Origin of the sequence: Streptomyces cacaoi, assembly GCF_006539165.1 — a bacterium.
In the GTDB taxonomy this organism is placed as follows: Bacteria; Actinomycetota; Actinomycetes; order Streptomycetales; family Streptomycetaceae; genus Streptomyces; species Streptomyces cacaoi.
In genome coordinates this window covers 101,314-123,346 of record NZ_BJMM01000013.1, presented here as the reverse complement: position 1 = coordinate 123,346, position 22,033 = coordinate 101,314, and the positions used below count along the sequence as shown (strand labels likewise).

The 22,033-nt window shown below is 75.0% G+C and carries 22 protein-coding genes; 15 read left to right on the top strand and 7 right to left on the bottom strand.

Annotated features, from left to right (window positions below; genetic code table 11):
- The first annotated feature begins 12 nt into the window (after window positions 1-12).
- The 5 genes from SCA03_RS15285 (at window position 13) to SCA03_RS15265 (ending at window position 4,503) form a co-directional block, all read left to right on the top strand.
- On the top strand, window positions 13-981 hold the full coding sequence (locus tag SCA03_RS15285) for an amino acid ABC transporter permease (RefSeq protein ID WP_030876277.1): 969 nt from the start codon (window positions 13-15) through the stop codon (window positions 979-981).
- Entirely contained in the window at window positions 978-1,751 is a 774-nt protein-coding gene (locus SCA03_RS15280; RefSeq protein WP_030876274.1) for an amino acid ABC transporter ATP-binding protein, read from the top strand. Before SCA03_RS15285 ends, SCA03_RS15280 begins: the two co-directional genes overlap by 4 nt.
- Window positions 1,752-1,897: 146 nt before the next feature.
- On the top strand, window positions 1,898-2,797 hold the full coding sequence (locus SCA03_RS15275) for an LLM class F420-dependent oxidoreductase (RefSeq protein WP_030876272.1): 900 nt from the start codon (window positions 1,898-1,900) through the stop codon (window positions 2,795-2,797).
- Between the two features lie 115 nt (window positions 2,798-2,912).
- Complete coding sequence (locus SCA03_RS15270) at window positions 2,913-3,461, top strand: Uma2 family endonuclease (RefSeq protein WP_086815291.1); 549 nt, start codon at window positions 2,913-2,915, stop codon at window positions 3,459-3,461.
- Between the two features lie 79 nt (window positions 3,462-3,540).
- Window positions 3,541-4,503, top strand: coding sequence for a zinc-binding dehydrogenase (locus SCA03_RS15265; protein ID WP_030876267.1), 963 nt, complete (start codon window positions 3,541-3,543; stop codon window positions 4,501-4,503).
- A 51-nt stretch (window positions 4,504-4,554) separates the two neighbouring features.
- On the opposite strand, the gene SCA03_RS15260 is transcribed toward SCA03_RS15265, so the two are convergent.
- Window positions 4,555-5,367, bottom strand: a complete 813-nt coding sequence (locus tag SCA03_RS15260; protein ID WP_030876264.1) for a class I SAM-dependent methyltransferase — start codon at window positions 5,365-5,367, stop codon at window positions 4,555-4,557.
- Between the two features lie 398 nt (window positions 5,368-5,765).
- On the opposite strand from SCA03_RS15260, the gene ybiA reads away from it, so the two are divergent.
- The gene (ybiA, locus tag SCA03_RS15255; RefSeq protein ID WP_169729629.1) at window positions 5,766-6,374 is read left to right on the top strand and encodes a riboflavin biosynthesis intermediates N-glycosidase; all 609 of its coding nucleotides are present in this window, start codon (window positions 5,766-5,768) and stop codon (window positions 6,372-6,374) included.
- Between the two features lie 15 nt (window positions 6,375-6,389).
- Here ybiA and SCA03_RS15250 read toward each other — a convergent pair whose 3' ends face one another.
- Both SCA03_RS15250 and SCA03_RS15245 read right to left on the bottom strand, forming a co-directional pair.
- Entirely contained in the window at window positions 6,390-7,118 is a 729-nt protein-coding gene (locus tag SCA03_RS15250; protein WP_078872800.1) for a TetR/AcrR family transcriptional regulator, read from the bottom strand.
- A gap of 196 nt (window positions 7,119-7,314) precedes the next feature.
- Window positions 7,315-7,659: an ArsR/SmtB family transcription factor gene (locus SCA03_RS15245; protein ID WP_037851242.1), complete on the bottom strand. Its 345-nt coding sequence runs from the start codon at window positions 7,657-7,659 to the stop codon at window positions 7,315-7,317.
- 199 nt (window positions 7,660-7,858) lie between these two features.
- Here SCA03_RS15245 and SCA03_RS15240 point away from each other — a divergent pair, with 199 nt between their 5' ends.
- On the top strand, window positions 7,859-9,130 hold the full coding sequence (locus SCA03_RS15240) for an MFS transporter (RefSeq protein ID WP_086815300.1): 1,272 nt from the start codon (window positions 7,859-7,861) through the stop codon (window positions 9,128-9,130).
- A 190-nt stretch (window positions 9,131-9,320) separates the two neighbouring features.
- Complete coding sequence (locus SCA03_RS15235) at window positions 9,321-9,899, top strand: GNAT family N-acetyltransferase (RefSeq protein ID WP_030876245.1); 579 nt, start codon at window positions 9,321-9,323, stop codon at window positions 9,897-9,899.
- 11 nt (window positions 9,900-9,910) lie between these two features.
- Here the strand turns inward: SCA03_RS15235 and SCA03_RS15230 are convergent, their stop codons facing one another.
- Window positions 9,911-11,080 carry a sensor histidine kinase gene (locus SCA03_RS15230; RefSeq protein ID WP_230988705.1) on the bottom strand — a complete coding sequence of 390 codons (1,170 nt, stop codon included), beginning with the start codon at window positions 11,078-11,080 and terminating at the stop codon, window positions 9,911-9,913.
- A gap of 454 nt (window positions 11,081-11,534) precedes the next feature.
- On the opposite strand from SCA03_RS15230, the gene SCA03_RS35535 reads away from it, so the two are divergent.
- Complete coding sequence (locus SCA03_RS35535) at window positions 11,535-11,966, top strand: hypothetical protein (RefSeq protein WP_174864496.1); 432 nt, start codon at window positions 11,535-11,537, stop codon at window positions 11,964-11,966.
- A gap of 33 nt (window positions 11,967-11,999) precedes the next feature.
- On the opposite strand, the gene SCA03_RS15220 is transcribed toward SCA03_RS35535, so the two are convergent.
- The 3 genes from SCA03_RS15220 to SCA03_RS15210 are packed head-to-tail and all read right to left on the bottom strand — an operon-like array spanning window position 12,000 to window position 14,181.
- Window positions 12,000-12,575 (bottom strand): TetR/AcrR family transcriptional regulator, encoded by a 576-nt coding sequence (locus SCA03_RS15220; protein WP_037851236.1) that lies wholly within the window; start codon window positions 12,573-12,575, stop codon window positions 12,000-12,002.
- Window positions 12,576-12,584: 9 nt separating this feature from the next.
- A complete protein-coding gene (locus tag SCA03_RS15215) occupies window positions 12,585-13,991 on the bottom strand; it encodes an amidase (protein WP_086815292.1) in 1,407 nt (468 codons plus the stop codon).
- Window positions 13,978-14,181 (bottom strand): hypothetical protein, encoded by a 204-nt coding sequence (locus tag SCA03_RS15210; RefSeq protein WP_030876230.1) that lies wholly within the window; start codon window positions 14,179-14,181, stop codon window positions 13,978-13,980. Before SCA03_RS15210 ends, SCA03_RS15215 begins: the two co-directional genes overlap by 14 nt.
- 323 nt (window positions 14,182-14,504) lie before the next feature.
- Here SCA03_RS15210 and SCA03_RS15205 point away from each other — a divergent pair, with 323 nt between their 5' ends.
- From SCA03_RS15205 to SCA03_RS15180, 6 genes are all read left to right on the top strand, one after another.
- A complete protein-coding gene (locus tag SCA03_RS15205; RefSeq protein WP_030876227.1) occupies window positions 14,505-14,690 on the top strand; it encodes a DUF6104 family protein in 186 nt (61 codons plus the stop codon).
- Window positions 14,691-15,124: 434 nt separating this feature from the next.
- Window positions 15,125-15,994 (top strand): DUF4097 family beta strand repeat-containing protein, encoded by an 870-nt coding sequence (locus tag SCA03_RS15200; protein WP_086815293.1) that lies wholly within the window; start codon window positions 15,125-15,127, stop codon window positions 15,992-15,994.
- Between the two features lies 1 nt (window position 15,995).
- On the top strand, window positions 15,996-17,288 hold the full coding sequence (locus SCA03_RS15195) for a PadR family transcriptional regulator (protein ID WP_086815294.1): 1,293 nt from the start codon (window positions 15,996-15,998) through the stop codon (window positions 17,286-17,288).
- Between the two features lie 144 nt (window positions 17,289-17,432).
- Window positions 17,433-17,891, top strand: coding sequence for a CU044_2847 family protein (locus SCA03_RS15190; protein ID WP_230988703.1), 459 nt, complete (start codon window positions 17,433-17,435; stop codon window positions 17,889-17,891).
- Entirely contained in the window at window positions 17,888-20,851 is a 2,964-nt protein-coding gene (locus SCA03_RS36195; RefSeq protein WP_086815295.1) for a VMAP-C domain-containing protein, read from the top strand. The genes SCA03_RS15190 and SCA03_RS36195 overlap by 4 nt, the downstream gene beginning before the upstream one ends.
- 64 nt (window positions 20,852-20,915) lie before the next feature.
- A complete protein-coding gene (locus SCA03_RS15180; protein WP_230988702.1) occupies window positions 20,916-22,031 on the top strand; it encodes an AAA family ATPase in 1,116 nt (371 codons plus the stop codon).
- The last annotated feature ends 2 nt before the right edge of the window (window positions 22,032-22,033 follow it).

Genomic DNA, 22,033 nt, shown 5'->3' with positions numbered 1-22,033 from the left:
AGAGGCAAGACCGTGACAACACGCATCGACAAGGTGCCCGAGGACGCGCCCGGGCCGTCGGCACCGGGCGCCCCCGAAGCCATCAAGGCCATTCCCGTGCGGCACTGGGGCCGTTATGTCGCCGCCGTCGTCGTCCTCGTGCTGCTGGGGCTGCTCGTCAACGCGGTCGCCGGGGCCGATCTGCGGTGGAAGTCCGTCGGGGACTTCTTCTTCGACGATCAAATCCTCGAAGGCGTCAAGAACACGATCGTGGTCAGCGTGCTGTCCATGATCATGGGCCTGGTGCTGGGCATCGTCCTCGCGGTGATGCGGATGTCGAAGAACCCGGTGACCTCCTCGGTCGCCTGGGGCTACATCTGGTTCTTCCGCGGCACCCCCGTCTACGTCCAGCTGCTGCTGTGGTTCAACCTGGCGCTGATCTTCCCGATCATCAACCTCGGGCCGATCTACAAGGACGAGATGACGGACGCCATGACCCCGTTCATGGCGGCGCTCCTCGGGCTCGGTCTGAACGAGGCGGCGTACATGGCCGAGATCTGCCGTGCGGGCATCCAGTCCGTCGACGAGGGGCAGACGGAGGCGTCGCAGGCGCTCGGCATGACCCAGGCGCAGAACATGCGGCGGATCGTGCTGCCGCAGGCGATGCGGGTCATCGTGCCGCCCACCGGCAACGAGTTCATCAACCTGCTGAAGACCTCGTCGCTGTGTTCGGTGGTCATGTACGAGGAGGCGCTGCGCAAGGCGCAGAACATCGGCAACAACTCCAGCGCCGTCGTCGAACTGCTGCTCGTGGCCACCGTCTGGTATCTGGCGATCACCACGGTCTTCAGCATCGGCCAGTACTACCTGGAGCGCCGCTACGCCAAGGGCTCGCTGCGGGAGCTGCCCGACACGCCCTGGCAGCGGGTGCGCAAGAATCTGTTCGTGCTCGGCCGCGGCACCGGCTCCGGAGCACAGGGCGCGGGAGGAGTCGGCGCATGAGCGCGAGGGACAGCTCGATGGTCAAGGCGGAGGCCGTGCACAAGTCCTTCGGGGCCGTGGACGTCCTCAAGGGCATCGACCTGGAGGTGAAGTCCGGCGAGGTCTTCTGCATCGTCGGCCCGTCCGGCTCCGGCAAGTCGACGTTCCTGCGGTGCATCAACCACCTGGAGAAGATCAACGCCGGGCGGCTGTACGTCGACGGCACGCTCGTCGGCTACCGGGAGAAGAACGGCAAGCTCTACGAGCTGCGGGACCGCGAAGTCGCCGAGCAGCGCCGGGACATCGGCATGGTCTTCCAGCGCTTCAACCTCTTCCCGCACATGACGGCGCTGGAGAACGTCGCCGAGGCGCCCGTCCAGGTCAAGCGCGTGCCCAAGAGCAAGGCGCGGGAGCGCGCACGGGAGCTGCTGGAGCGCGTCGGCCTCGGCGACAAGACGGACAGCCACCCCGCCCAGCTCTCCGGCGGGCAGCAGCAGCGCGTCGCGATCGCCCGCGCGCTGGCCATGGACCCCAAGCTGATGCTCTTCGACGAGCCCACCTCGGCGCTCGACCCGGAGCTGGTCGGCGAGGTCCTCGACGTCATGCGGGACCTGGCCAGGGACGGCATGACGATGATCGTCGTCACCCACGAGATGGGCTTCGCGCGGGAGGTCGGCGACTCGCTGGTCTTCATGGACGGCGGCGTCGTCGTCGAATCCGGCGCCCCGCGCGACGTGCTCGGCGACCCCCAGCACGAGCGGACCAAGGAGTTCCTCTCCAAGGTCCTGTGAGCGAGGGCCCGTGAGCGGGGCCCGGTGAGGGAGGTCCCGTGAGCGAGGGCCCGTGCGCCGCGGGCAGTTCACACGTTCGTGGGAAAGCGCAGGGGGCGGAGCCGCGCCGGTGGAATAGCGGCGCCGCTCCCTGTGCTGTGGACGGCATGGCATTCCACCCACACCTCGGCAGGATCGGCATCTGGACGGCGTCCCTGCGGTTCTCCGACCCCGAGCGGCGCGCGGAGATCGCGGACGCGGCGGCCCAGTTGGACACCTTCGGCTTCGGCGCGATCTGGCTCGGCGGCAACGCCTCGCCCGACGAAGCAGGCGATCTCCTCGCCGCCACCTCCCGCACCACCATCGGCACCAGCATCCTCAGCATCTGGGACCACACCGCGGCCGAGGTCGCCGCCCGGCACACCGAGCTGAACGACGCCCACCCCGGGCGGCTCGTCCTCGGCCTCGGCGTCAGCCACGACGAGCGGTACGGCGCGCTCGACCACCCCCTCGCCCGCCGCCCCTACACCGCCATGCGCGCCTACCTCGACGCGCTCGACGCCGCCGAACGCCCCGTGCCCCCGCAGCAGCGGGCCCTCGCAGCCCTCGGCCCGAAGATGCTGCGCCTCGCCCGGGACCGCGCGCTGGGCGCCCTGCCCTACCTGGTGACGCCCGAGCACACCGCCGAGGCCCGCGCCGAACTCGGGCCCGAACCGCTGCTCGCGCCCGAACTGAAGGTCGTCCTCATCCCCGAGGGTGTCGACCCCGAGCCGTACCGGGAGACGGCCCGCGCCTACCTCAGCCGCTACCTGGAGCTGGCCAACTACCGCAACAACTGGCTGCGGCTCGGCTTCACGGAGGAGGACTTCCCCGGCGGCGGCAGCGACCGGCTGATCGACGCCGTCTACGCCATCGGCTCCCCGGCTGACGTTCGCCGCCGCGTCGACGAGTTCTTCGACGCCGGTGCCGACCACGTCGCCCTCCAGGCCGTCACCGACAACACCGTCACGGGCCTGCCGCTGGCCGAATGGCGCCTGCTGGGGGAGACGTTCGCGGATCTGGACTGAGGGCACACGTCCCCCGGAGGAGGGAACCGGGCCACGACGTCCCCGCGGGACCGGCCGGGTGTCGATACTTCCGGCCGGGAGGAACAAGGAACCGGCGGCCGAGCGAGGTGGGCGGATGGAACCGCGGGAGTTCGAGGAGATCGCCCGCTGCTGCCCGGATACCGTCAGGCTGGAATTCCTCGGGGGCCGGCTCGGCCCCGGCAAGGCGCGGGACGGTGACCACTCCGAAATCGTGGCCCGGCTCCAACAGCAGTCGGCCGCCCTGGGCCGCGGGCTGTGGCTCTACCCCGCGCGCGGACTCGTCGTCGAGCGGTACCGCAAGGGCCGCGCACGGGCCGATGGTGTGCTGGCGCCGCGGAAGCACTTCGCCGGGCAGGGGGAGTGGGCCGATCCCGAGGGGGTGTTGATGACGGTGGAAGTCACCTCCTACGACGACGACACCGACATGCGCGACCGGGTGGAGAAGCCGCTCGCCTACGCCGCCGCCGGCATCCCCGTGCATCTGCTGATCGACCGGGAGCACGGCACCGTCACCGTGTACAGCGGGCCGGACGGCGAGCGGTACCGGGACACGCACACGGTGCGGTTCGGGGAGGACGTCGTGCTGCCCGAACCGGTCGGGTTCGCCCTGCCCACCGAGGAGTTCACCAAGCATGTGCGGTGAGCGCGGGCCGCTTCGTGAGGTGTGTCGCTCGGTGGGGCGGGGCCTTTCCGGGGGCGGCCGGGCGGCCTAGTGTCGGATCATGTTTGCTGCCTACGCCGCGCGGATCGACCAGGACAAGCCGCTCGACGCCCTGGAGGTGGGGGAACGGCCCGACCCCGTCGCCCCCGAGGGCTGGACGACGGTGCGGGTGAAGGCCGCCTCGCTCAACCACCACGACCTGTGGTCGCTGCGCGGTGTCGGCCTCGGCCAGGAGGCGCTGCCGATGGTGCTCGGCTGTGACGCGGCCGGGATCGACGAGGACGGCAACGAGGTCGTGCTGCACTCCGTCATCGGCGAGAGCGGGCAGGGCGTGCCGCCGGGTGAGCGGCCCAGCATTCTCACCGAGCGCTACCAGGGGACCTTTGCCGAGCGGGTCGTCGTGCCCCGCTGGAACGTGCTGCCGAAGCCGGCGGAGCTGTCGTTCGAGGAGGCCGCGTGCCTGCCGACGGCATGGCTGACGGCGTACCGGATGCTCTTCACCAACGCGGGTGTGCGCCCCGGTGACACGGTGCTGGTGCAGGGCGCGGGCGGCGGCGTGGCCACGGCCGCGCTGGTCCTGGGCGCGGCGGCGGGGCTGCGGATGTTCGCCACCAGCAGGGACGAGGCCAAGCGGGAGCGGGCGAGGGGGCTGGGCGCCGAGCTGGCCGTGGAGCCGGGGGCGCGGCTGCCGCGCAAGGTGGACGCGGTGCTGGAGACGGTCGGCGCCGCGACGTGGTCGCACTCGCTGAAGTCGCTGCGGCCCGGCGGCACCGTCGTCATCTCGGGGGCGACGAGCGGCACCACGCCGCCCTCCGGGGAGCTGAACCGGATCTTCTTCCTCCAACTGCGCGTCGTCGGCTCGACGATGGGCAGCAAGGACGAGCTGGCGTCGCTGCTGAGCTTCTGCGCCGCGTCCGGGGTGCGGCCGGTGATCGACTCGACGCTGCCGCTGGCCGGGGCGCGGGACGGCTTCGCGAAGATGGCGGCGGGCGACCTCTTCGGGAAGGTCGTGCTGACGGTCTGAGCAAAGCAGGGCCGACCGCGCCGCACACAGCGGGGGCGGTGCGCCGTGCGGTCAGCGGTGTGCGGCGGCGTCGTGTGCGGGGGCCGGGGCGGCGGCGGTGACCCGGATCTTGGACTGGGCGTGGCCGCGCAGCTCCCAGTCGTCCATGAAGCGGGCGTGGAGCCCGTGCCGGGCGGCGAGGGAGACGAGGGTCTCGGTGCGGTAGTAGAAGTCCTCGCGCAGCACCTGGTGTTCGGTGGCCGTGGTGCGGTCGAAGGTGAAGTCGAAGAAGCCGCCCGGGGCGAGCACGCGTCCCACATGGGCCAGGCACTCGTCGATGACCGTCAGCGGTGAGTGCGAGAAGACGCTGTGTGCGTGCACGACGTCGAAGTGGTGCTCCGGCAGGAAGTCCAGCGTGAGGTCCTGGGTGAGCGTCAGGTGCGGCAGCTTGGCCTGGAGTCCGTGCTCGGTCAGGGTCCGCTTGGCGGCGATGAGGATGTCGGGGGAGATGTCGATGCCGTAGTAGTGGCCCGGCTCCAGATAGGAGATGAGGTGCCAGCCGGCGCGCAGATTGCCGCAGCCGATGTCGAGCACCCGGGAGCCGGGGGTGAGCCCGTGCTCGCGCAGATAGTCGAACTGGAGCCGGCCGAGGGCCAGCCACTGCCCGTAGGTGGGGCTGCCGACGGCGGCCCGCGGGTCGCGGCGGGTGTCGGAGGCCATGACGGCGCGGTAGTAGCTGACGTGGTCGCGGTGTTTGAAGGCGAGCCAGCGGTCGCGGCCGGCCCTGCGGAGGTGGCCGGGGACGCGCTGCGGGTGGGCCAGCGCGTACCGCACCTTGTGGCCGAGGCCGGTGCGGTCGACGACGAGGTTCTTCCTGGTGGCCATGGCGTACTCCGTCTGCTGACCGTGCCCGGGCGGGCGCCGCGCGGCGAGGGTACCGGGGGTCCGGCGCCGTGGGGACGGTGCCGGACCCCCGGGGCGGAACATCCCTCTTGTCGGGAAGTATGACCTGTTGTCGCGCCGGGGCACCGGGCCCGGGCCCGGAGCCGTCCGGATGGAGCCGGTGCACGGCGGGAGTTCGCCTGTGCGGCGGCGCCCGGCTTGCGCGCGGTGCCGGTGGATGCCCGGTCTGCGCGCGCCCACGGGTGCCCGCGGGCGGGCGGGCCCGCTCGCGGGGGCGGCCGTGGAAACCGCTGGTCGGTGCGGAAGTGCGGTGCGAGGCTGGGGCGATGGAGGCGACAGAGCCGACAGAGACGGCAGAGTCGACAGAGACGACGGGGGCGATGGGGACGATGGGGACGAGAGAGCCGGGGGAGCCGGCAGGGCGTGGTGTGCGGTCCGTCGTGGAGCTGTGCGAGCGGGAGCGCGCCGGGGAGCGGCTGAGATATCTGTACTTCTGGGGGCACCGGCCGGCGCGGGGCGGAGGGCCGGGCGCGGGGTGTCTGAGCCAGTGGTGGCCCGCGCGCTTCGAGGTGGACGGGGTCGGTTACGCCAGCGCCGAGCACTTCATGATGGCCGAGAAGGCACGGCTGTTCGGCGACCGGGAGACGGCCGAGGCGGTCCTGGCGGCGCCGCACCCGGGAGCCGCGAAGAACCTGGGGCGCCGGGTGGCCGGCTTCGACGAGGAGGTGTGGGCCGCGCACCGCTTCGGGATCGTGGTGCGGGGCAGCACGGCGAAGTTCGGCCAGGACGCGGAGCTGAGGGCGTATCTGCTCGGTACCCGGGACCGGGTGCTGGTGGAGGCCAGCCCGGTGGACCGGGTGTGGGGGATCGGGCTGGCGGCCGACGACGAGCGGGCCGCGAGCCCCGCACGCTGGCGCGGGCTCAATCTGCTGGGCTTCGCCCTGATGGAGGCCCGGGCCGTGCTCGCCGACGGGGCGCGGGAGGGCTGAGCGTCCCGGCGGGGGTCAGCGCGGGTCCTGCTCCGGGCCGGCGGGGGAGGGGTGGGAGCCGATGCCGTCGAGGACCATCGCGCTGTAGTGGCGGGCGATCTGCGGGGCGGTGAGCCGCCCCTGCGGGCGGAACCAGACGGCGGCGACCCAGACGGTGTCCCGGACGAACCGGTAGGCGACGGGCACGTCGAGGTCGGGGCGGAAACTGCCGTCGGCGACGCCGCGTTCGAGGGTTCCGGTCCACAGGGCGCGGAAGCGCTGCTGTGCGTCGGTGAGGTAGCCGAAGCGGGCGTGCGCGGCGAGGTGGCGGGCCTCCTTCTGGTAGAGCACGACGGCCGGCCGGTGCCGTTCCAGCTGGGTGAAGGACTCCGCGACGAGGTTCTCGAAGGTCTCGCGCGGCGGCAGGGCGGCCTCCTCGATGCGTCCGTAGCCGGCCCACAGGTCGTCCAGGAAGGCGCTGAGGATCTCGTCGGCCATCGCCTCCTTGGAGTCGAAGTGGTAGTAGAGGCTGCCTGCCAGCAGCCCGGCGCGGTCCGCGATCGTGCGGACGGTCGTGGCGTTGTAGCCCTGTTCCGCGAACGTCTCGGCCGCGGTCGCCAGCAGTTCGGCGCGCCGCTCGGGGCCGGCCGTCTTCCGGGGCCGGGTGCCGGTGCGGGGCCGTGCCGTGCCGGGCGCGGGGTCCGCGGTGCGCGGGGTGCGCGCGGAGGTGCGGCTGCCGGAGGGGGAGGGGGTCGAGCTCACCATGGGTCCATTCTCGCTGCGGTTCGTCGTGGCCCTGCGTTGCCCTGCGTTGGCTTGCGTTGGCCTGCGGGGCCCTTCACCGTCGTCGCGGCCGTCATGCCGTCATGCCGTCATGCCGTCATGCCGTCATGCCGTCATGCCGTCATGCCGTCATGCCGTCATGCCGTCATGCCGTCGTGGGCCGTCGTCGGGCGGTGGTTCACCAGGAGGCGATCACCGCGCGGCCCTGGGGTACGGCGAGGTCGAGCAGGCCGGGGAAGCGGGCGTCCAGATCGGCGCGGCGCAGCTGGTTGAGGCGGCGGGTGCCCTCGTCGCGCTGGCGGATGACGCCGGCCTCCCTGAGCACCTTGAAGTGTCCGCTCTGGGTGGACTTGCTGACGGGCAACGCGAAGGTGGAGCAGGCGAGTTCGCCGTCGGGTCCGGCGTCGGCGAGCCGGGCGACGACCGCCAGCCGCACAGGGTCGGCGAGCGCCGCCATGACGGTGGTGAAGGTGAGCGCGGCGCGGTCGGGGTGGGTGAGGGCGGTCGAGGTCCGGCTTGCCATGGCTCCAGGGTAGCGCAGCATGTTCGGCACCTTCGAACATCTGCTATGTTCGGCCACTCCGAACATCCAGGTTTCCGTGTGCCGGACGCAGCCGTCCGGCCGGAGCCGTGACCCGCCGGAGGGCCGGATGCCTCTCGACAAGCCCCGTGACCTGACGGGCGACACGCCCCGCCGTGCGCCGCGCCGTACGCCGTGCGACATGCCTCGGGGGCGCCCGGCCGCCTCGTCGGTGCACCGGGCTCCGCCCGCGTTCCGGCCCGCCCCGGACCCGTCGGCGGGCGGCCAAGTACCGGAGCGGCGCGGCCGGTTGCGCTACCGGGGAGCCGCCTACGCGCTGCTGACGCTGCTGACCGGCACCAATCTGGCGACCCCGCTGTATCCGGGCTACGCGGACCGGTTCGGCCTCTCGCCGCTGACCGTCACGCTGGTCTTCGCCGTGTACGTGGCCGCGCTGGTGCCGGCGCTGCTGGGCGCCGGACGGCTGACCGCGGCCCTGGGGCGCAGGGCCCTGCTGCTGGCGGCGGTGGGGGCGGCGGCGCTCGGAGCGCTGGGGTTCGCGGTGGCCTCGGGGCCGTCCTGGCTGTTCGCGGCCAGGGCGCTCCAGGGGCTCGCGCTCGGGGCGGCCTCGGGGCCGCTGACGGCGGCGCTCACCGAACTCCAGCCCGCGGGCGACACGCGGAAGGCGGCGCTGACCTCCACCGTCGTCTCCGTCGGCGGGCTGGGGCTGGGTCCGGTGCTCGGCGGGCTGCTGGCCGAGTACGCGCCGGCGCCCTACGTCCTGCCGTTCGTACTGGAGCTGGTGCTGCTGGTGCCCGCCGGGTGTGCCGTGGCGGCGCTGCCCGCCGCGGGCCGCGGTCCGCGCGGTGCGCGCCGCCGGTCCGGTCCGCTTCTGGCGCCCGCCGTGCGGCCGGTGTTCGCGGCGAGCGGGGCGACGGCCTTTCTGGCCTTCGCCGTCACCGGGCTCTTCCTCGCGCTGATGCCCTCGTACGTCACCACCCTGACGGGCAGCGGCAACCTGCTGCTGGCCGGAGGTGCCGTCGCGCTGCTCCCGGCCTGCTCCGCGCTCGCGCAGCTCGCCGGGTACGGGCGGGCCGCGCCGCGGCTGTGGCGCGCCGGGCTGCCGCTCCTGGCCGCCGGGCTCGTCCTGCTCGCGCTCGCCGGCCGGACGTCCTCGCCCGCTGTGCTGCTCGCCGCCGTCGTCGGCGCGGGCGCGGGCCAAGGGCTGGTGTTCCTGGGGGCGATGACGGCGGTCGGCCGGGCGGTCGACGGCGCGTCCCGTGCCGAGGTGCTCTCCGCGTTCTACGTGGTCGTCTACCTCGGCGTCGGGGTGCCGGTGATCGGGGTGGGGCTCCTGGCGACCGCGGCCGGGCTGCTGCCCGCCGTGCAGGGGTTCGCCGTGGTCGCGGCGGTGCTGTGTGCCGCCGCTGCGGTGGTGGTGGCCCGACGGGGTGCGGGGGACGGGGGCCGGTGACGCCCTCGCCCCCCGGCCACCGGTCAGGCGCGGGTCCAGGTCGTCATCGTCGTGCCGCGTCGACGGTGCGGGTGGGGCCGGGGACGAAGGCGGTGGGCGGCCCATCACGGCGGTGTCGGCCGGGCGGGGAGGCCCGGGCGGCCCGGACGCGGGAAACCCGGGAGTAACACACGGCCCGTAGCCTGCGCGTATGCACCGAGAACCGGCCGATGCCCTGCTGCGTCCCGCCGTCCCGGCCGATCTGAAGGCCGTCGCGGAGATCTACGCCCACTACGTCGAGCGGACCGTCATCACCTTCGACGAACAGCCGCTCACCGTGGCGGACTGGGAGCAGCGGCTGGCCCGGCTGACCGGCGACGGGCTGCCGTTCCTCGTCGCGGAGCGCGCCGGAGAGATCGCCGGGTACGGGTACGCCGCGCCCTGGCGGCCCAAGCCCGCCTACCGGTACGCCGCCGAGGACACCCTCTACCTCGCTCCGGACCGCACCGGACGCGGACTGGGGCGGGCCCTGCTGGAGGAACTCGTCCTACGGAGCGAACAGGCCGGACTGCGGCAGCTGATCGCGGTCGTCTCCGACCTGCCGCCCGAGCCCGGCGGCCCCGCCGACCCCGCGGGCACCGCCGCCTCGCTGGCCCTGCACGAGAAGTGCGGCTTCACCCGGGCCGGACGGCTCGACGCCGTCGGGTACAAGCACGGGCGCTGGGTGGACACCGTGCTGCTGCGCCGCCGCCTCGGTGGTCCCGGAACCGGTGCCGCAGCGGCCCGCTGAACCCGGGCGGATCACTCCGGGCCGGGCCACGGCAGCCAGGCGTACAGCCGGAACCGCCCCTCCTCCGGGCCGTGTTCGAGCCGGCCGCCGGCCAGCTCCGTGCGCTCGGCGAGCCCGATCAGGCCCTGCCCCGCGCCGGGGATCCCGGGCCCCGGCTCCCGCCGCAGCGGGTTGCGGACCTGGACCGTCAGCCCGTCGCCCGGTGCCCCGCGCACCCGCACCGAGACGGGGGCGTCCGGCCCCGCGCCGTGCTTGCGGGCGTTGGTCAGCCCCTCCTGGACGATCCGGTAGGCGGTACGGCCCGCGACCGCCGGGACCGCCCCGGCCCCGCCGGCCAGCTCGACCTCGGCCTCCAGCGGCGTTCCCGCCTCGCGCACCTCCGCCAGCAGCCGGTCGACGTCCGCGAGCACGGGCTGCGGATGTGCCTGCGTCTCCGGGGCCCGCAGCACACCGATGATCTCCCGCAGGTCCTGGAGCGCCTGGTGCGCGCTCTGCCGGATCACCCCGGCCGCCCGCTCCACCGCCGCCGGATCGCCGCCCGGGTTGAACTCCAGGGCGCCCGCGTGGACGCTCAGCAGCGACAGCCGGTGCGCCAGCACGTCGTGCATCTCGCGGGCGATGTCCTCCCGGGCCTCGCGCCGGGCGTCGGCCGCCGCCCGCCCGGCCTTCTCCCGCAGCGAGACGATCAGTTGCCGGCGCGAGCGGACGTACGACCCCCAGCCCAGCGCGCCCACGACGAGCGCGAAATAGGTGAGCGAGGAGGCCGTGCGCGGATCGTCGGCAGCGGGGCCCGCCGCGAGGAAGAACGGCACCGGCGCCAGGGCGGCGGCCGACACCCACGCCGTGACCCGGGGCGGCCGGTGCGCCGCCACGGTGAACAGCGCCACCAGACAGGCGCCCGTCACGAAGTGCGAGAACTTGCCCGCCACCAGCAGCGCGAGCGCCAGCGGCACCGGCCACCGGCGGCGCAGGAAGACCGTCGCACACGCCAGCCCGCCCGCCGTCTGGTCCCAGAACAGCGCGGTGCCGGAGGTGCCGGGGTCGATCACCACCTCGTCCGCGGTGAGCAGCGCGAACAGGGCGGCGAACGCGAACGCGGCGAGGTCGGCCGCCCACTCCCGCGGGGTGCGGGGCCCGGGCGGTTCCCGGCGGGCCGCCGGGTCCTCGGACAGCCCGAACACCCGCCGCAGCCGGGCACCTTCGGACCACCGGCGCAGCCTGTTCCCGGCGGCCCGGAGGGTGGCCCGGGCGGCCCCGGTGGCTTCCGTCCCACCGGCGGAGTCGGCAGTTCCGGTCTCTCCGGCGGGGCCGGATGTCCCTGCGGCTCCGGCGGTTCCGGTTTCCCCGGCGGGTCCGGAGGTCCCTGCGGTTCCGGCCGTTCCGGCGGGGCCCGTGGGCCGGTCCGCTTCGGGGGGCGTGTCCGTCGCGGCCTGCGGGTGCCTGCGCCGGTGTCTGCGCGTGCGGTCCATGCCGCGAATGTACGGCGCGGGACCGGCGGACGGGCCGGTCCGGGCGTCCTCCCCGGCGAACGGCGACTTCCGTAGGACAACCGGTGGCGGGAGCGGCGACTTCGGTCGCGGCTCCCGCGCCCCGCGCCCGATGCCCCGGCCGGGGCGCGCGCCCGAAGCTGACGGCATGAGGAACCCCACGGCCGTCACCGGTGCCCTCCGTCTGACGGCGCTGCTGCTCGTCGCGCAGGGGCTGGGCGGGCTGGCGCACCGGCTCACCAGCCGGTTCGCGCTGTGGACGGTGGTCCACCGGCTCCCGTTCCTGGACGGCTACGAGGTGTACGCCTGTGTGCTGCTGGCGGTTCTCGGCGTCGCGCTCGGTGCGGCCGGTGACTCCCTGGCACACCGTCGCGACAGCCGCGGCGGAGGCCGGGAACGCCCGGACCGCCCGGCCGGAACGTATGAACGGCCCCGGACGAACGAAGGGCCCTGGACGAACGAAGGGCCCCGGACGAACGGAGGGTCCTGGACGAACGGAGGGTCCTGGACCGGCGAACGGCCCCGGACGCGCGAAAGGTCCTCGGCGGACGAGAGGCCCCGGCCCGACGAAAGGCGCTGATCGTCGGCCGCCGTGCCGTCCCGCGCGGCGGCCTTACGCCGGGGGCTCCTCGGCGGCGGCGAGTGCGCGGTGCGCCAGCCGGCGGGCGTAGGCCGCGTCGAGGCCGTCCGGGCGGAAGAGGATCCGGTACATCAGCGGCGCGACGATCTCGTCGACGGCCCGTTCGACGCCCGGGGTGGGTTCGCCCCGGACGCTCGCACGGGCCAGCACGACGTCGAGCTGCTCCGCCGCGTAGGCCGAGCACTGGCCCGCGTTGCTGCCGTCCGGGTCGCCGAGCAGTGCGTCCCTGATGTAGGCGCGGCCGGCCGTGGAGGACATCTCGTCCAGGAACTGCTCGGCCCAGGACTCCAGATCGGCGGCGAGGGAGCCCCGGTCCTCCGGCGGGGTCTCGGGGCGCAGGCGTTCGACGGCCACGTCGGACAGCAGCTGCTCCAGGTCTCCCCAGCGCCGGTAGATCGTCGACGGGGTGACCCCGGCGCGGTGGGCCACCTGGGGCACCGTGAGCCCCTCGCGCCCCTGCTCCGCGAGCAGTTCGCGGACGGCGGTGTGCACCGACTCCTGGACCCGGGCGCTGCGCCCGCCGGGGCGCACCATCGGCCTGCGACTCATGCCGCCACCTTAAAGCACAGTCTTTGCTTCTGCCGTCGGCCGGGTCTCCCGCCCGGGAGCCGTCACGGCCTGCTCGTAGGCGCGCCCGACCCGCAGGAGCAGCGGCTCGGCGAACGGACGGCCGAGCAGTTGCATCCCGACGGGCAGCCCCGCGTCCGACCGGCCGACCGGGACGGAGAGCGCGGGCACCCCCGTGATGTTGGCGGGGGCCGCCAGACGGACATAGGCGTCCGAGACGGCCTCGACGGTCCCGTCCGGCCAGGTGACGGTCTCCTGGCCGACGGGCACCGCGGTCAGCGGGACCGTGGGCGCGGCGATCACGTCGACGTCCGCGAACAGCCGCTCCCAGCCGTGCCGCATGAGGGTGCGGGCGCGCTGGGCGCGCAGATGGTCGCCCGCCGGCAGCAGCGTGCCGGCCTCCAACAGGACACGGACGTCCGGCTCGTAGCGCTCGGGCGCCGTCCGCAGCGTGTGCTCGTGGTAGGCGGTCGCCTCCGGGACCATCAGCCCCCACTGCACGGCCTGGATCCAGCGCGCCATCGGGACCTCCACCTCGACGGGGCGGGCCCCGAGCGCCACCAGCTCGTCCACGGCCGCGCGCACGGCGGCCTCGATCCCCGGCTCCACCCGGTCGAAGAAGTGGTTGCGCGGTATCCCCACGCGCAGCCCGGTCAGGTCGGGGTCAGCGCCGGGGACCGCCGGATCCGCCGGGGTGGCGGCTGCGGCCGGGGCGGGGTCGGCGAGTGCGGCCAGCACGGGCCCGGCGTCCTCGACGGTCCGGGTGAGCGTGCCGATGTGGTCGAGCGACCAGGACAGCGAGGTCACACCGTCCCGGGGGATCAGGCCGTAGGTGGGCTTGAGGCCGACGACCCCGTTCAGCGCGGCGGGCACCCGCACCGAGCCGCCGGTGTCGGTGCCGAGCGCGAAGGTCGCGGCGCCCGCGGCGACGGCGACGGCGGAACCGCCGCTGGAGCCGCCGGCGACGCGTTCCGGATCCACGGCGTTGCGGGTCTGCGGGGTGATCAGGCCGTAGGCGAACTCGTGGGTGTGGGTCTTGCCGACGAGCGCGGAACCGGCCGCGGCCAGGCGCGCGGCGACGGCGCTGTCCTCCTCGGCGACGTGGCCGTCGCGCACCCGGGAGCTCGCCGTGGTCGGCAGCCCGGCGACGTCGATCAGGTCCTTCAGACCCACCGGGATGCCGTGCAGCGGGCCGTGCGGCGTACCGGCGGCCACGGCGCGCTCGGCCTCGCGGGCGGCCCGGCGGGCGCGCTCGGCGGTCACCGTGACGTACGCGTTCAGCCGCGGTCCGGTCTCCTCGATCCGCTCCAGTACGGAGTCGACCAGCTCGACGGGGGACAGCCGCCGGTCGCGGATGTGCGCGGCGGCGGCGGTGAGGGTCAGGTCAGCGGGTCGCACCGGTCTGCTCCTTCCGCACCTCGTAGCCGGCGGCCGGCGGGGTGTCGGCCAGGTCGAGCTCCCGCAGGACGGAGACGACGGTGTGGATGTGCTCGGCGGTGGCGGCGACCTCCGCGAGGCGCTCGGGCGGCAGGTCGATCCCGGAGCGGGCGGCCCACCGGGCCGCTTCGTGCGGGGCGAGTACGGACATGGTTTCTCTCCTCGGTCCGGTGGCCGGTGGCCGATGGCCGGTGGTGCGGCGGCCCGGTGGATCGGCAGGGCTGCCCACCGCCCGGGCAAAAGCAATTCCTTTGCTTTAGTGGCTACCGTAGGGCCAGTGGACGCTTAATGCAAACACGTAGCTTTAAGCGGTCGCGGTCGCGGTCGCGGTCGCGGTCGCGGTCGCCGGGAGGCGGAGAGGGGTGGGGAGAGGCGGGGAGCCGGTGGGGCGGTCGGGAGGCGCGCATACCCTGGAGCGGCAGTGATCCGACGGCGGCGGTCCGGCCGCGCAGCCCGCATTCCAGGAGCAGAACCGTGTACTTCACCGACCGTGGCATCGAGGAGCTGGAGAAGCGGCGGGGCGAGGAGGAGGTCAGCCTGGCGTGGCTCGCCGAGCAGCTGCGCACCTTCGTCGACCTGAACCCGGACTTCGAGGTTCCGGTGGAGCGGCTCGCCACCTGGCTGGCCCGCCTCGACGACGAGGACGACGAGGACGAGTGAGCGGCGGCGGCTGGAGCGGTAGCGGGTGCGGGTGAGTGTGCGGCGGCGTGGATGACGACGGGTAGATGACGGCAGGCAAGTGGCCGCCGGTGCGGGGGAGTTGCTCCGTGCCGGTGCGGGGGTCCGGCCCCGGCTCGGGCCGCTGGGCCTGCGTCCCGGGTGGGCCGCCGGGCCTGCGTCTCCGGTGGATCGTCGGGCCTGTGTCTCCGGTGGGTCGCCGGGGTTGCGTCTCCGGTGAGACGCGACATATCGTCTGTCAGGAGAAGCGATATGTCGCCACCTGTGTCGCGGCGCCGTCCGTTCGCACAGCCCGCGCCGTCGCGCCGCAGGTCGAACGCCTCGGTGCCGGAGCGCGGTGTCCCCGTGCGGCCCTCGGTGCCGGCGGAACCTATCGCGTTCCCCTCGCGACACAGGGGCCGAGCCGGGAGGTCACCGTGCCAGGAACCGACGCAAGCTCGTGGCGGATCTCCGAGCCGCGGCGGATCGACTTCACCGACGCCGTGACCGAGCTGGACATCCGGATCGTCAACGGGACCGTCAACGTCGTCGGGACGGACGAGCCCACGACGCGGGTCGAGATCGGTGAGGTACACGGCCCGCCCCTGCGGGTGCGCCGCGAAGGGGGAAAGCTCGTCGTCGCCTACCGGGATCTGTCCTGGAAGAGCTTCCTCGACCGGCCGGACGGCGCGGTCCGGCGGCGCGCTGCGCAGGTCTCGGTCTCGGTGCCCGCGCGGGCCGGGCTGGCGGTGGGCGTGGTCGGGGCCACCACCGTCGTCTCCGGCGTCAGCGGGCGCACCCGGCTGCGCGGCGTCTCCGGGGACACCACCCTCGTCGACCTCGCCGGGCCGGTCTCCGTCGAGACGGTGTCCGGCGGCGTCGAGGCCCAGCGGCTCACCGGTCCCCTCCGCCACCAGACCGTCTCCGGCGACCTCACCTGCGTCGACGGGGGCTCCACCCGGATCCGCGCGGACTCCGTGAGCGGCTCGATGATCCTCGACCTGCGGTCCGGGGTGCGCGAGCCGCGCGAGATCCGGCTCTCCAGCGTCTCCGGCGAACTCGCGATCCGGCTGCCCGCCGACGCGGACACCGTGGTCGACGCCAGGACCGCCGGCGGCCCGCTCTCCAGCTCCTTCGACGCCCTGCACCTCGGCGGCGGTTGGGGCGACCAGCGCGTCACCGGTGTCCTCGGCGCCGGACGCGGCACCCTCCACGCCGCCACCGTCTCCGGCGGGGTCGCGCTGCTGGACCGCCCGGAGCACCCCGCGGCCGCGCCCGCAACGCCCACCCCAGCGAAGGACCTGTGACATGCCCCCCGTCTTCGCACACGGCCGTCTGCGCCTGTACCTGCTGATGCTGCTGGCAGAGGCCCCCCGGCACGGCTACGAGGTGATCCGGCTCCTGGAAGAGCGCTTCCAGGGGCTGTACGCGCCGTCCGCCGGCACCGTCTACCCCCGGCTGGCGAAGCTGGAGGCCGAAGGGCTGGTCAGCCACACCACCGAGAAGGGCCGCAAGGTCTACTCGATCACCGAGGCGGGGCGCGCCGAACTCGACGGCCGTCAGGCCGAACTGGCCGAGCTGGAGGTCGAGATCCGCGACTCGCTGGCCGCGCTCGCCGAGGACATCCGCGAGGACGTCAGCGGCTCGGCCGGCGATCTGCGCCGCGAGACGCGCGAACAGGCCCGCAGGGCACGCGGCGGACGCGCCGGCGAGTCGCCCTGGGCCCGTGCCTGGGGGGCCTGGAACGGGGCCGGCGAGCAGGGGGCCGGAGGCGACGGCGCCGGGGAAGCCGGCAGGGACGCCTGGCGCGAGGCGAAGGAGGAGCTGCGCCGGGCGAAGGACGAGTGGAAGGAACAGGCCCGCAAGGCGCGGCAGGAGGCACAGCAGGCCAGGCGGCTGGCGAAGAAGGAGCGCGAGGCGCACACCGAGGCCGTGGCCGAGATGCAGCGCATCGTGCGGCAGGTCCAGGAGCAGGTGCAGACGCACACGCGCAGCGGGGACTGGCCCGGCGCCGTGCGGGAGGGGATGTCCGAACTCGCCCGGGAGATGGGGAATCTGGGCCGTGCCGCCGGACAGGCCACGGCCTGGCCGCCCTCTACGCGCGCGGAGCCGGACGAGCCCGCCCGCTCCGACGCCGCTTCCCGCTCCGACGCCTCGTCCCGGTCCGACACCCCTCCCCGCTCCGATGCCTCGTCCCGGTCCGAGACCCCTTCCCGGTCCGATGTCCACGCCGAGCGGGGCGAGTTCGCCGAGGGGGCCGAGCGGGGTGAGCACACCGAGCACACCGAGCACACCGAGCACACCGAGCACGCCGGGGGAGCCGAGCGGGGCGAGCAGGCGGCGTCGGGTGTGGAAGGGGGCGTTGCGGACTGGCCCGGTGCCGAGGGGGCCCGTACGGGGGACGGCGGGCCGGAGCGGTCCGGCGGGGACGCGGTCCGGGATCTGGAACGGCTTCTGGACCGGTTCCGGGACGAGGTCCGGGACGCCGCACGCGACCACGGCGTCGACGCGGCGCAACTGGGGGAGATCCGCCGCCGGTTGTCCGCCGCCACCGCGCACATCGGCACGCTCCTGCGGGGCCCCGGCGGACCCGGGAACTGATCCCGCCGGGTGCCCGCTGCCGCACCCCGGCCGGGTGGACGGTCGCGTCCGGCCCGCGTCGGGGGTTCAATTGGGGCGGGCGGCACGGGAATTCGCATCTGTGCCGGCCGACGGCGGACGGGCCGAGGGGATTCGAGGTCAGGCGTGGAGCGGGAGATCCGGGAAATCGTGCTGCCGGGCGGGGAGACCGTGCTCGCGAGAGTGCACGTGCTCGACGAGGCGGAGGTGCCGCCCGGCGCCGAGGAGTTCCAGTACGACGACGTCGGAGCGGCCGACCAGCTCATGGCGCGGGCGCGGCAGCTCAACGAGGTGATCAGCGGCGTCGGTTCGGCGGTGCTGGGGGCCGCGCGCGAGGCCCGGCCGGACGAGGTCAGCGCGACGTTCGGGGTCGAACTCGCCGTCAAGCCGGGCCGGGTGCTCTCCGCCGTCCTGGCCGACGGGGAGGCCAAGGCGGCGGTGTCCGTCACCCTGACCTGGCACCGGGACGCCCGGGACGCCCGGGACGGGCGGGAGCCGGCCGGTGACCCGGCGAGCGGAGTGCCGGAGCCCCGGCCGGCGGGTGCGGGCGACGGCCCGGACGCGACCGGCTCGCGGGCCGGATGAGCGGGCTGGAGACGCTGGTCGGCCGGGCCACGGTGTGGCTCGGGCCGCACGGGGCGCAGGGAACGTCCGGTCCGGCGGGCCCGGCAGGAACCGGGAGTCCGGCGGGAGTCGGCACCGCGGGGAGCGCGGCAGGCGCCGGGAGCGGGGCCGGAGCCGGCGGCGGGCTGTGGGGCAGCGGCTTCTGTGTGGCACCGGGCTGGGTGCTGACCTGCGCGCACGTCCTGCACGGCCCCTCCGGTGATCCCGCGGACCGGCTCGGCGCCGACGGCACCCGCACCTTTCTCGTGCACGGCGAGTACGGCACGGCGGCGGCGCGGGCCGGCTACTGGATCGTCGACGACGAGAACGGGGGCCCCGAGCAGGACCTCGCGCTGGTGCGGCTCGTGACGCCGTTTCCGGACAGCCGGGAGCCCGCCTGCGTCTGGCTGACCGACCGTGGCGACCGCCCGGTGCGCGTCTGCGCGTACGGCTGGCTCGCCGCCCCCGGCCGTCCGCCGCGCCGCTGGAGCGGACGGTGCGCGGTCAGCGGGGCCGACGGGGCGCACGGCACCCTGCTCGGGCCGGACACCGAGATCCCGCACGGCGCCTCGGGCGGGCCGGTCCTCGATCCGGACCGGGGCGCCGTCGTGGGCATCGTCAAGGCCCGCCGGCGCAACCGGGACGGCGGCCTCGCGATCGGGACGACCGCGCTGCGCGGCCTCAGCCACGCCGTCCCGGTGGGCGACCACCAACTGCTGGGGCCCGACCCGTACCAGGCGCTGATCCGTGCACACGACCGCTGGCACGATCCGCGCGGCCGGGCGCCCGGGCGGCGCGGCCGGGGCTCCGGCGCGGCACGCGGCAGGGCGCGTGCCCGGGCCCGCGACGCGGGCGGCAGGAGCGGTCGCGGCGGTCCGGGCGCGGGGTCGCGGGGCGCGTGGGCCGCCGCGCAGGAGGCCCTGCTGACGGGCGGCCGGGGAACGCCGGGCGGCTGGGGGCCGCGCGACCGGCTGACGGCGCTCGCGCTGCTCGCCGAACTGCCCTGCCCCGAGGCGGCCGCCGATGTCGAGGACCATGTCGCCGAGGTGCTGGGCGAGGAGCCGCTGTGGGACCCGGCGTCCGCGCCCCGCGACTGGCGGGACGGGCACGGCTGGCTGTACGAGACGGCCGACGGCGACGAGGTGGCCTTTCTGCACTATCTGCTCTCGGTCGCCGCCACCTGCCACGCCTCCAGCCCGGGGAGCGCGGACGCGCTGCTGGACTGGGCCGGTGAGCGGGCCGACGCCCTGCCGCCGGCGCAGCGTGCTCTGCTGAACCGGGTGCTGGACCTCGTCCGGGACGCCGAACACGCCGGACATGCCGAACGGGCTGAGTACGCCGAGCACGCCGAGTACGCCGAGTACGCCGGGCCCTCCGGGTACGCCCGGCACCCGGAGCGGCCAGGGTACGCCGAGCACGCGGACCATGCCGTGCACGTCGAGTACGTCGAGCACGCTGGACCCGTTGAAACCGCTGAAACCGCTGCAACCGCTGACCTCGCTGAAACCGCTGAAACCGTCGAACACACAGCCGGGGAGTGGCGTTCCGGTGGGCGGTCCGCGTCCGGGCCCGGCCCCGCCGCGTATCCGCACGAGGCCGCGCGCACCGGTTACCCCGCGCATCCGGCTCATCCGGGGCAGCCCGGGCGGGGCGACCGGTTCCCTGACCCGGCGTACCCGGAGGCTCTTCCCGCGCAGCACGGGCCCGCTCGCCCGGTCCTTCCCGGCGCCCCGGTCGGCCCGTACGCCGCGCCCGTGCCCGTCGCCGTGCGGGAGGCGGATGTGCGGGACGGCGGGCCCGTCGTCGCCGTCGAGCTGGAACCGGCCCTCTACGGGGGGTACGGCGGCCATGGCGCCGGGGAGGGCCACGAGGCGGTCCGGTTCTACTGGAGGGTGTGGACCTGGACGGGCACGCCCGACAGCCTGCGCGCCGGCGAGCGGCTGGAGACCGGGCAGGGCGCCACCCGGCAGGAGCTGCCGCTCCAGCTGGCCCGGCCGCTGCGCGAGGCGTTCGCGCGCACGGACACCGCGACGCGGCACGCCCGTCTCGAACTGGCCGTGCCGCTCGAGCACTTCGACATCGACGTGCATCTGTGGCGGCCCGCGCTGGTGGGCAGCGGGCTGCGGCCCGATCCGCAGGACCGGCTGTTCGGCGTGCACCGGCAGGTCGTCGTCCGCGATCTCTCCCGGGCCGGCGGCCCGCCGGACGGGGCGCCCCGGCCCGGCGAGCACACGTGGGGCAAGCGCTGGCACGCCACCCTCCGGGGCGCCCTGGAGGCGCTCGCGCTGCCGCCCGCACCCCAGGCGTCCGCCGAGCCGGGCACCACCCCGTACGGCGAACACCCGTACGGAGACGAGGCGTTCGGCGGCGCCGCGTTCGCTGACGACCCGTACGGTGGCGGTTCCCACGACGTCGGCCCGCACGTCGGCCCGTACGTCGAACCGGATGTCGGCCCGGACGGGGCCGTGTTCGGGGACGAGACCCGCGGGGAGGGCGGCGAGGACCCGTACGGGGAGCCCTTCGGCGGTGGCAGCGGTGCCGGGCAGGGGCACGAGCACGGTCGGTGGCGGGGGCACGCGGAGCGGCTGGCGGGCGCGCCGGCGCACGCCGTGCCGGTGCTGTGCCGGGCGGGCCCGGGCGGCGACGCGGCGCTGCGCGAGGTGGTGCGCGCGGGCTACGGGCTCGCCCTGTGGAGCGCGCCGCGGCGCCACCCGGAGGCCTGCGCGGCCGACGGGTGCCGGGAACTCCTCGCGCGCGCTGCCGAGTTGGTCCGGGAGGCGCGGCACGCGGGCGCCCTGCCGGAGCAGTTGCGGGTGCTGCGCGAGCGCATCAGCCTGGGCGACCGCACGGCGGACTGGGCCGAGCACCTGGTGCTGCTCTACGACGACCCCCGCAGGCCCGTCCCCGGCCCGGGCCCCGCCGACACCTTGGACTCGCCGTGACGCGCGCCGGCCCGGCACCGGGCGGACCGCGCACGGCCACCGGCAGCGAAGTGAGGAGCAGCACGTGAGCGTCGTCCCCGACTGGTTCGTCTTCCGGGGCACCGCCGACCCCCACGACGGCATCGACCGCCTGCCGGAACCGCCGCCCTGGCGGGAGTTCGACGGCGGCCCGCCGCTCACCGAGGTGCCGCCGCTCGGCTCGGAGTCCACGCGCCGGCTGGGCGCCGCCCGGCCGCCCGGCGCGCGGCCCGTGTGGCGTACCGAGGAGCTGGAGCTGATCAACGCGGCGCTGTATCTGCGCCGTCCGCTGCTGGTGACCGGCGACCCGGGCGCGGGCAAGTCCACGCTGGCGCACGCCCTCGCGCACGAGCTGGGGCTGGGCCGGGTGCTGCGGTGGCCCGTCGTGAGCCGGACGACGCTGCGCGACGGGCTGTACGCCTACGACGCCATCGCCCGGCTCCAGGACGCCCAGCTCGCGGCGCGCGACCACGGGCAGGTGCCCGGACAGCGGCCGGCGGCCCGGTCCGACGAGTCGATCGGCCGCTATCTGCGGCTCGGCCCGCTGGGGACGGCGCTGCTGCCCTACGAGCGGCCCCGGGTGCTGCTGGTCGACGAGCTGGACAAGAGCGACATCGATCTGCCGAACGATCTGCTGAACGTGCTGGAGGAGGGCGAGTTCACCCTTCCCGAGCTGGAGCGGATCGCCGACCGGGAGCCGGAGACCGACGTCCTCACCGACGACGGCACCCGGGCGCGGGTGCGCGGGGGCCGGGTCCGCTGCCGTGCGTTCCCCGTCGTCGTCCTCACCAGCAACGGCGAACGGGACTTCCCCGCACCGCTGTTGCGCCGCTGTCTGCGTCTGGACCTGGCCTCGCCCGCCAACGACCAGGCCGGTGCCGAGCGCCTCGCGGCCATGGTGCACGCGCACTTCGGGAACGCCGGGGACGGCGGGGACGGCGGGGGCTCCGGGTACTCCGGGTACTCCGGCAACGAGGAACGGGAGGCGCTGATCCGGGAGTTCCTCACCAGCAGTCCCGGTGCGCTGCGCGCCGCCGACCAGCTGCTCAACGCCGTCTATCTGACGCAGCGGGCCACGCCCGGCGGCGGTCCCGACCGGGAGCGGCTGGCCGAACTCCTGATGCGGCCCCTCGACTCCTCGGGCGAGCACGGGAACCGCTGACC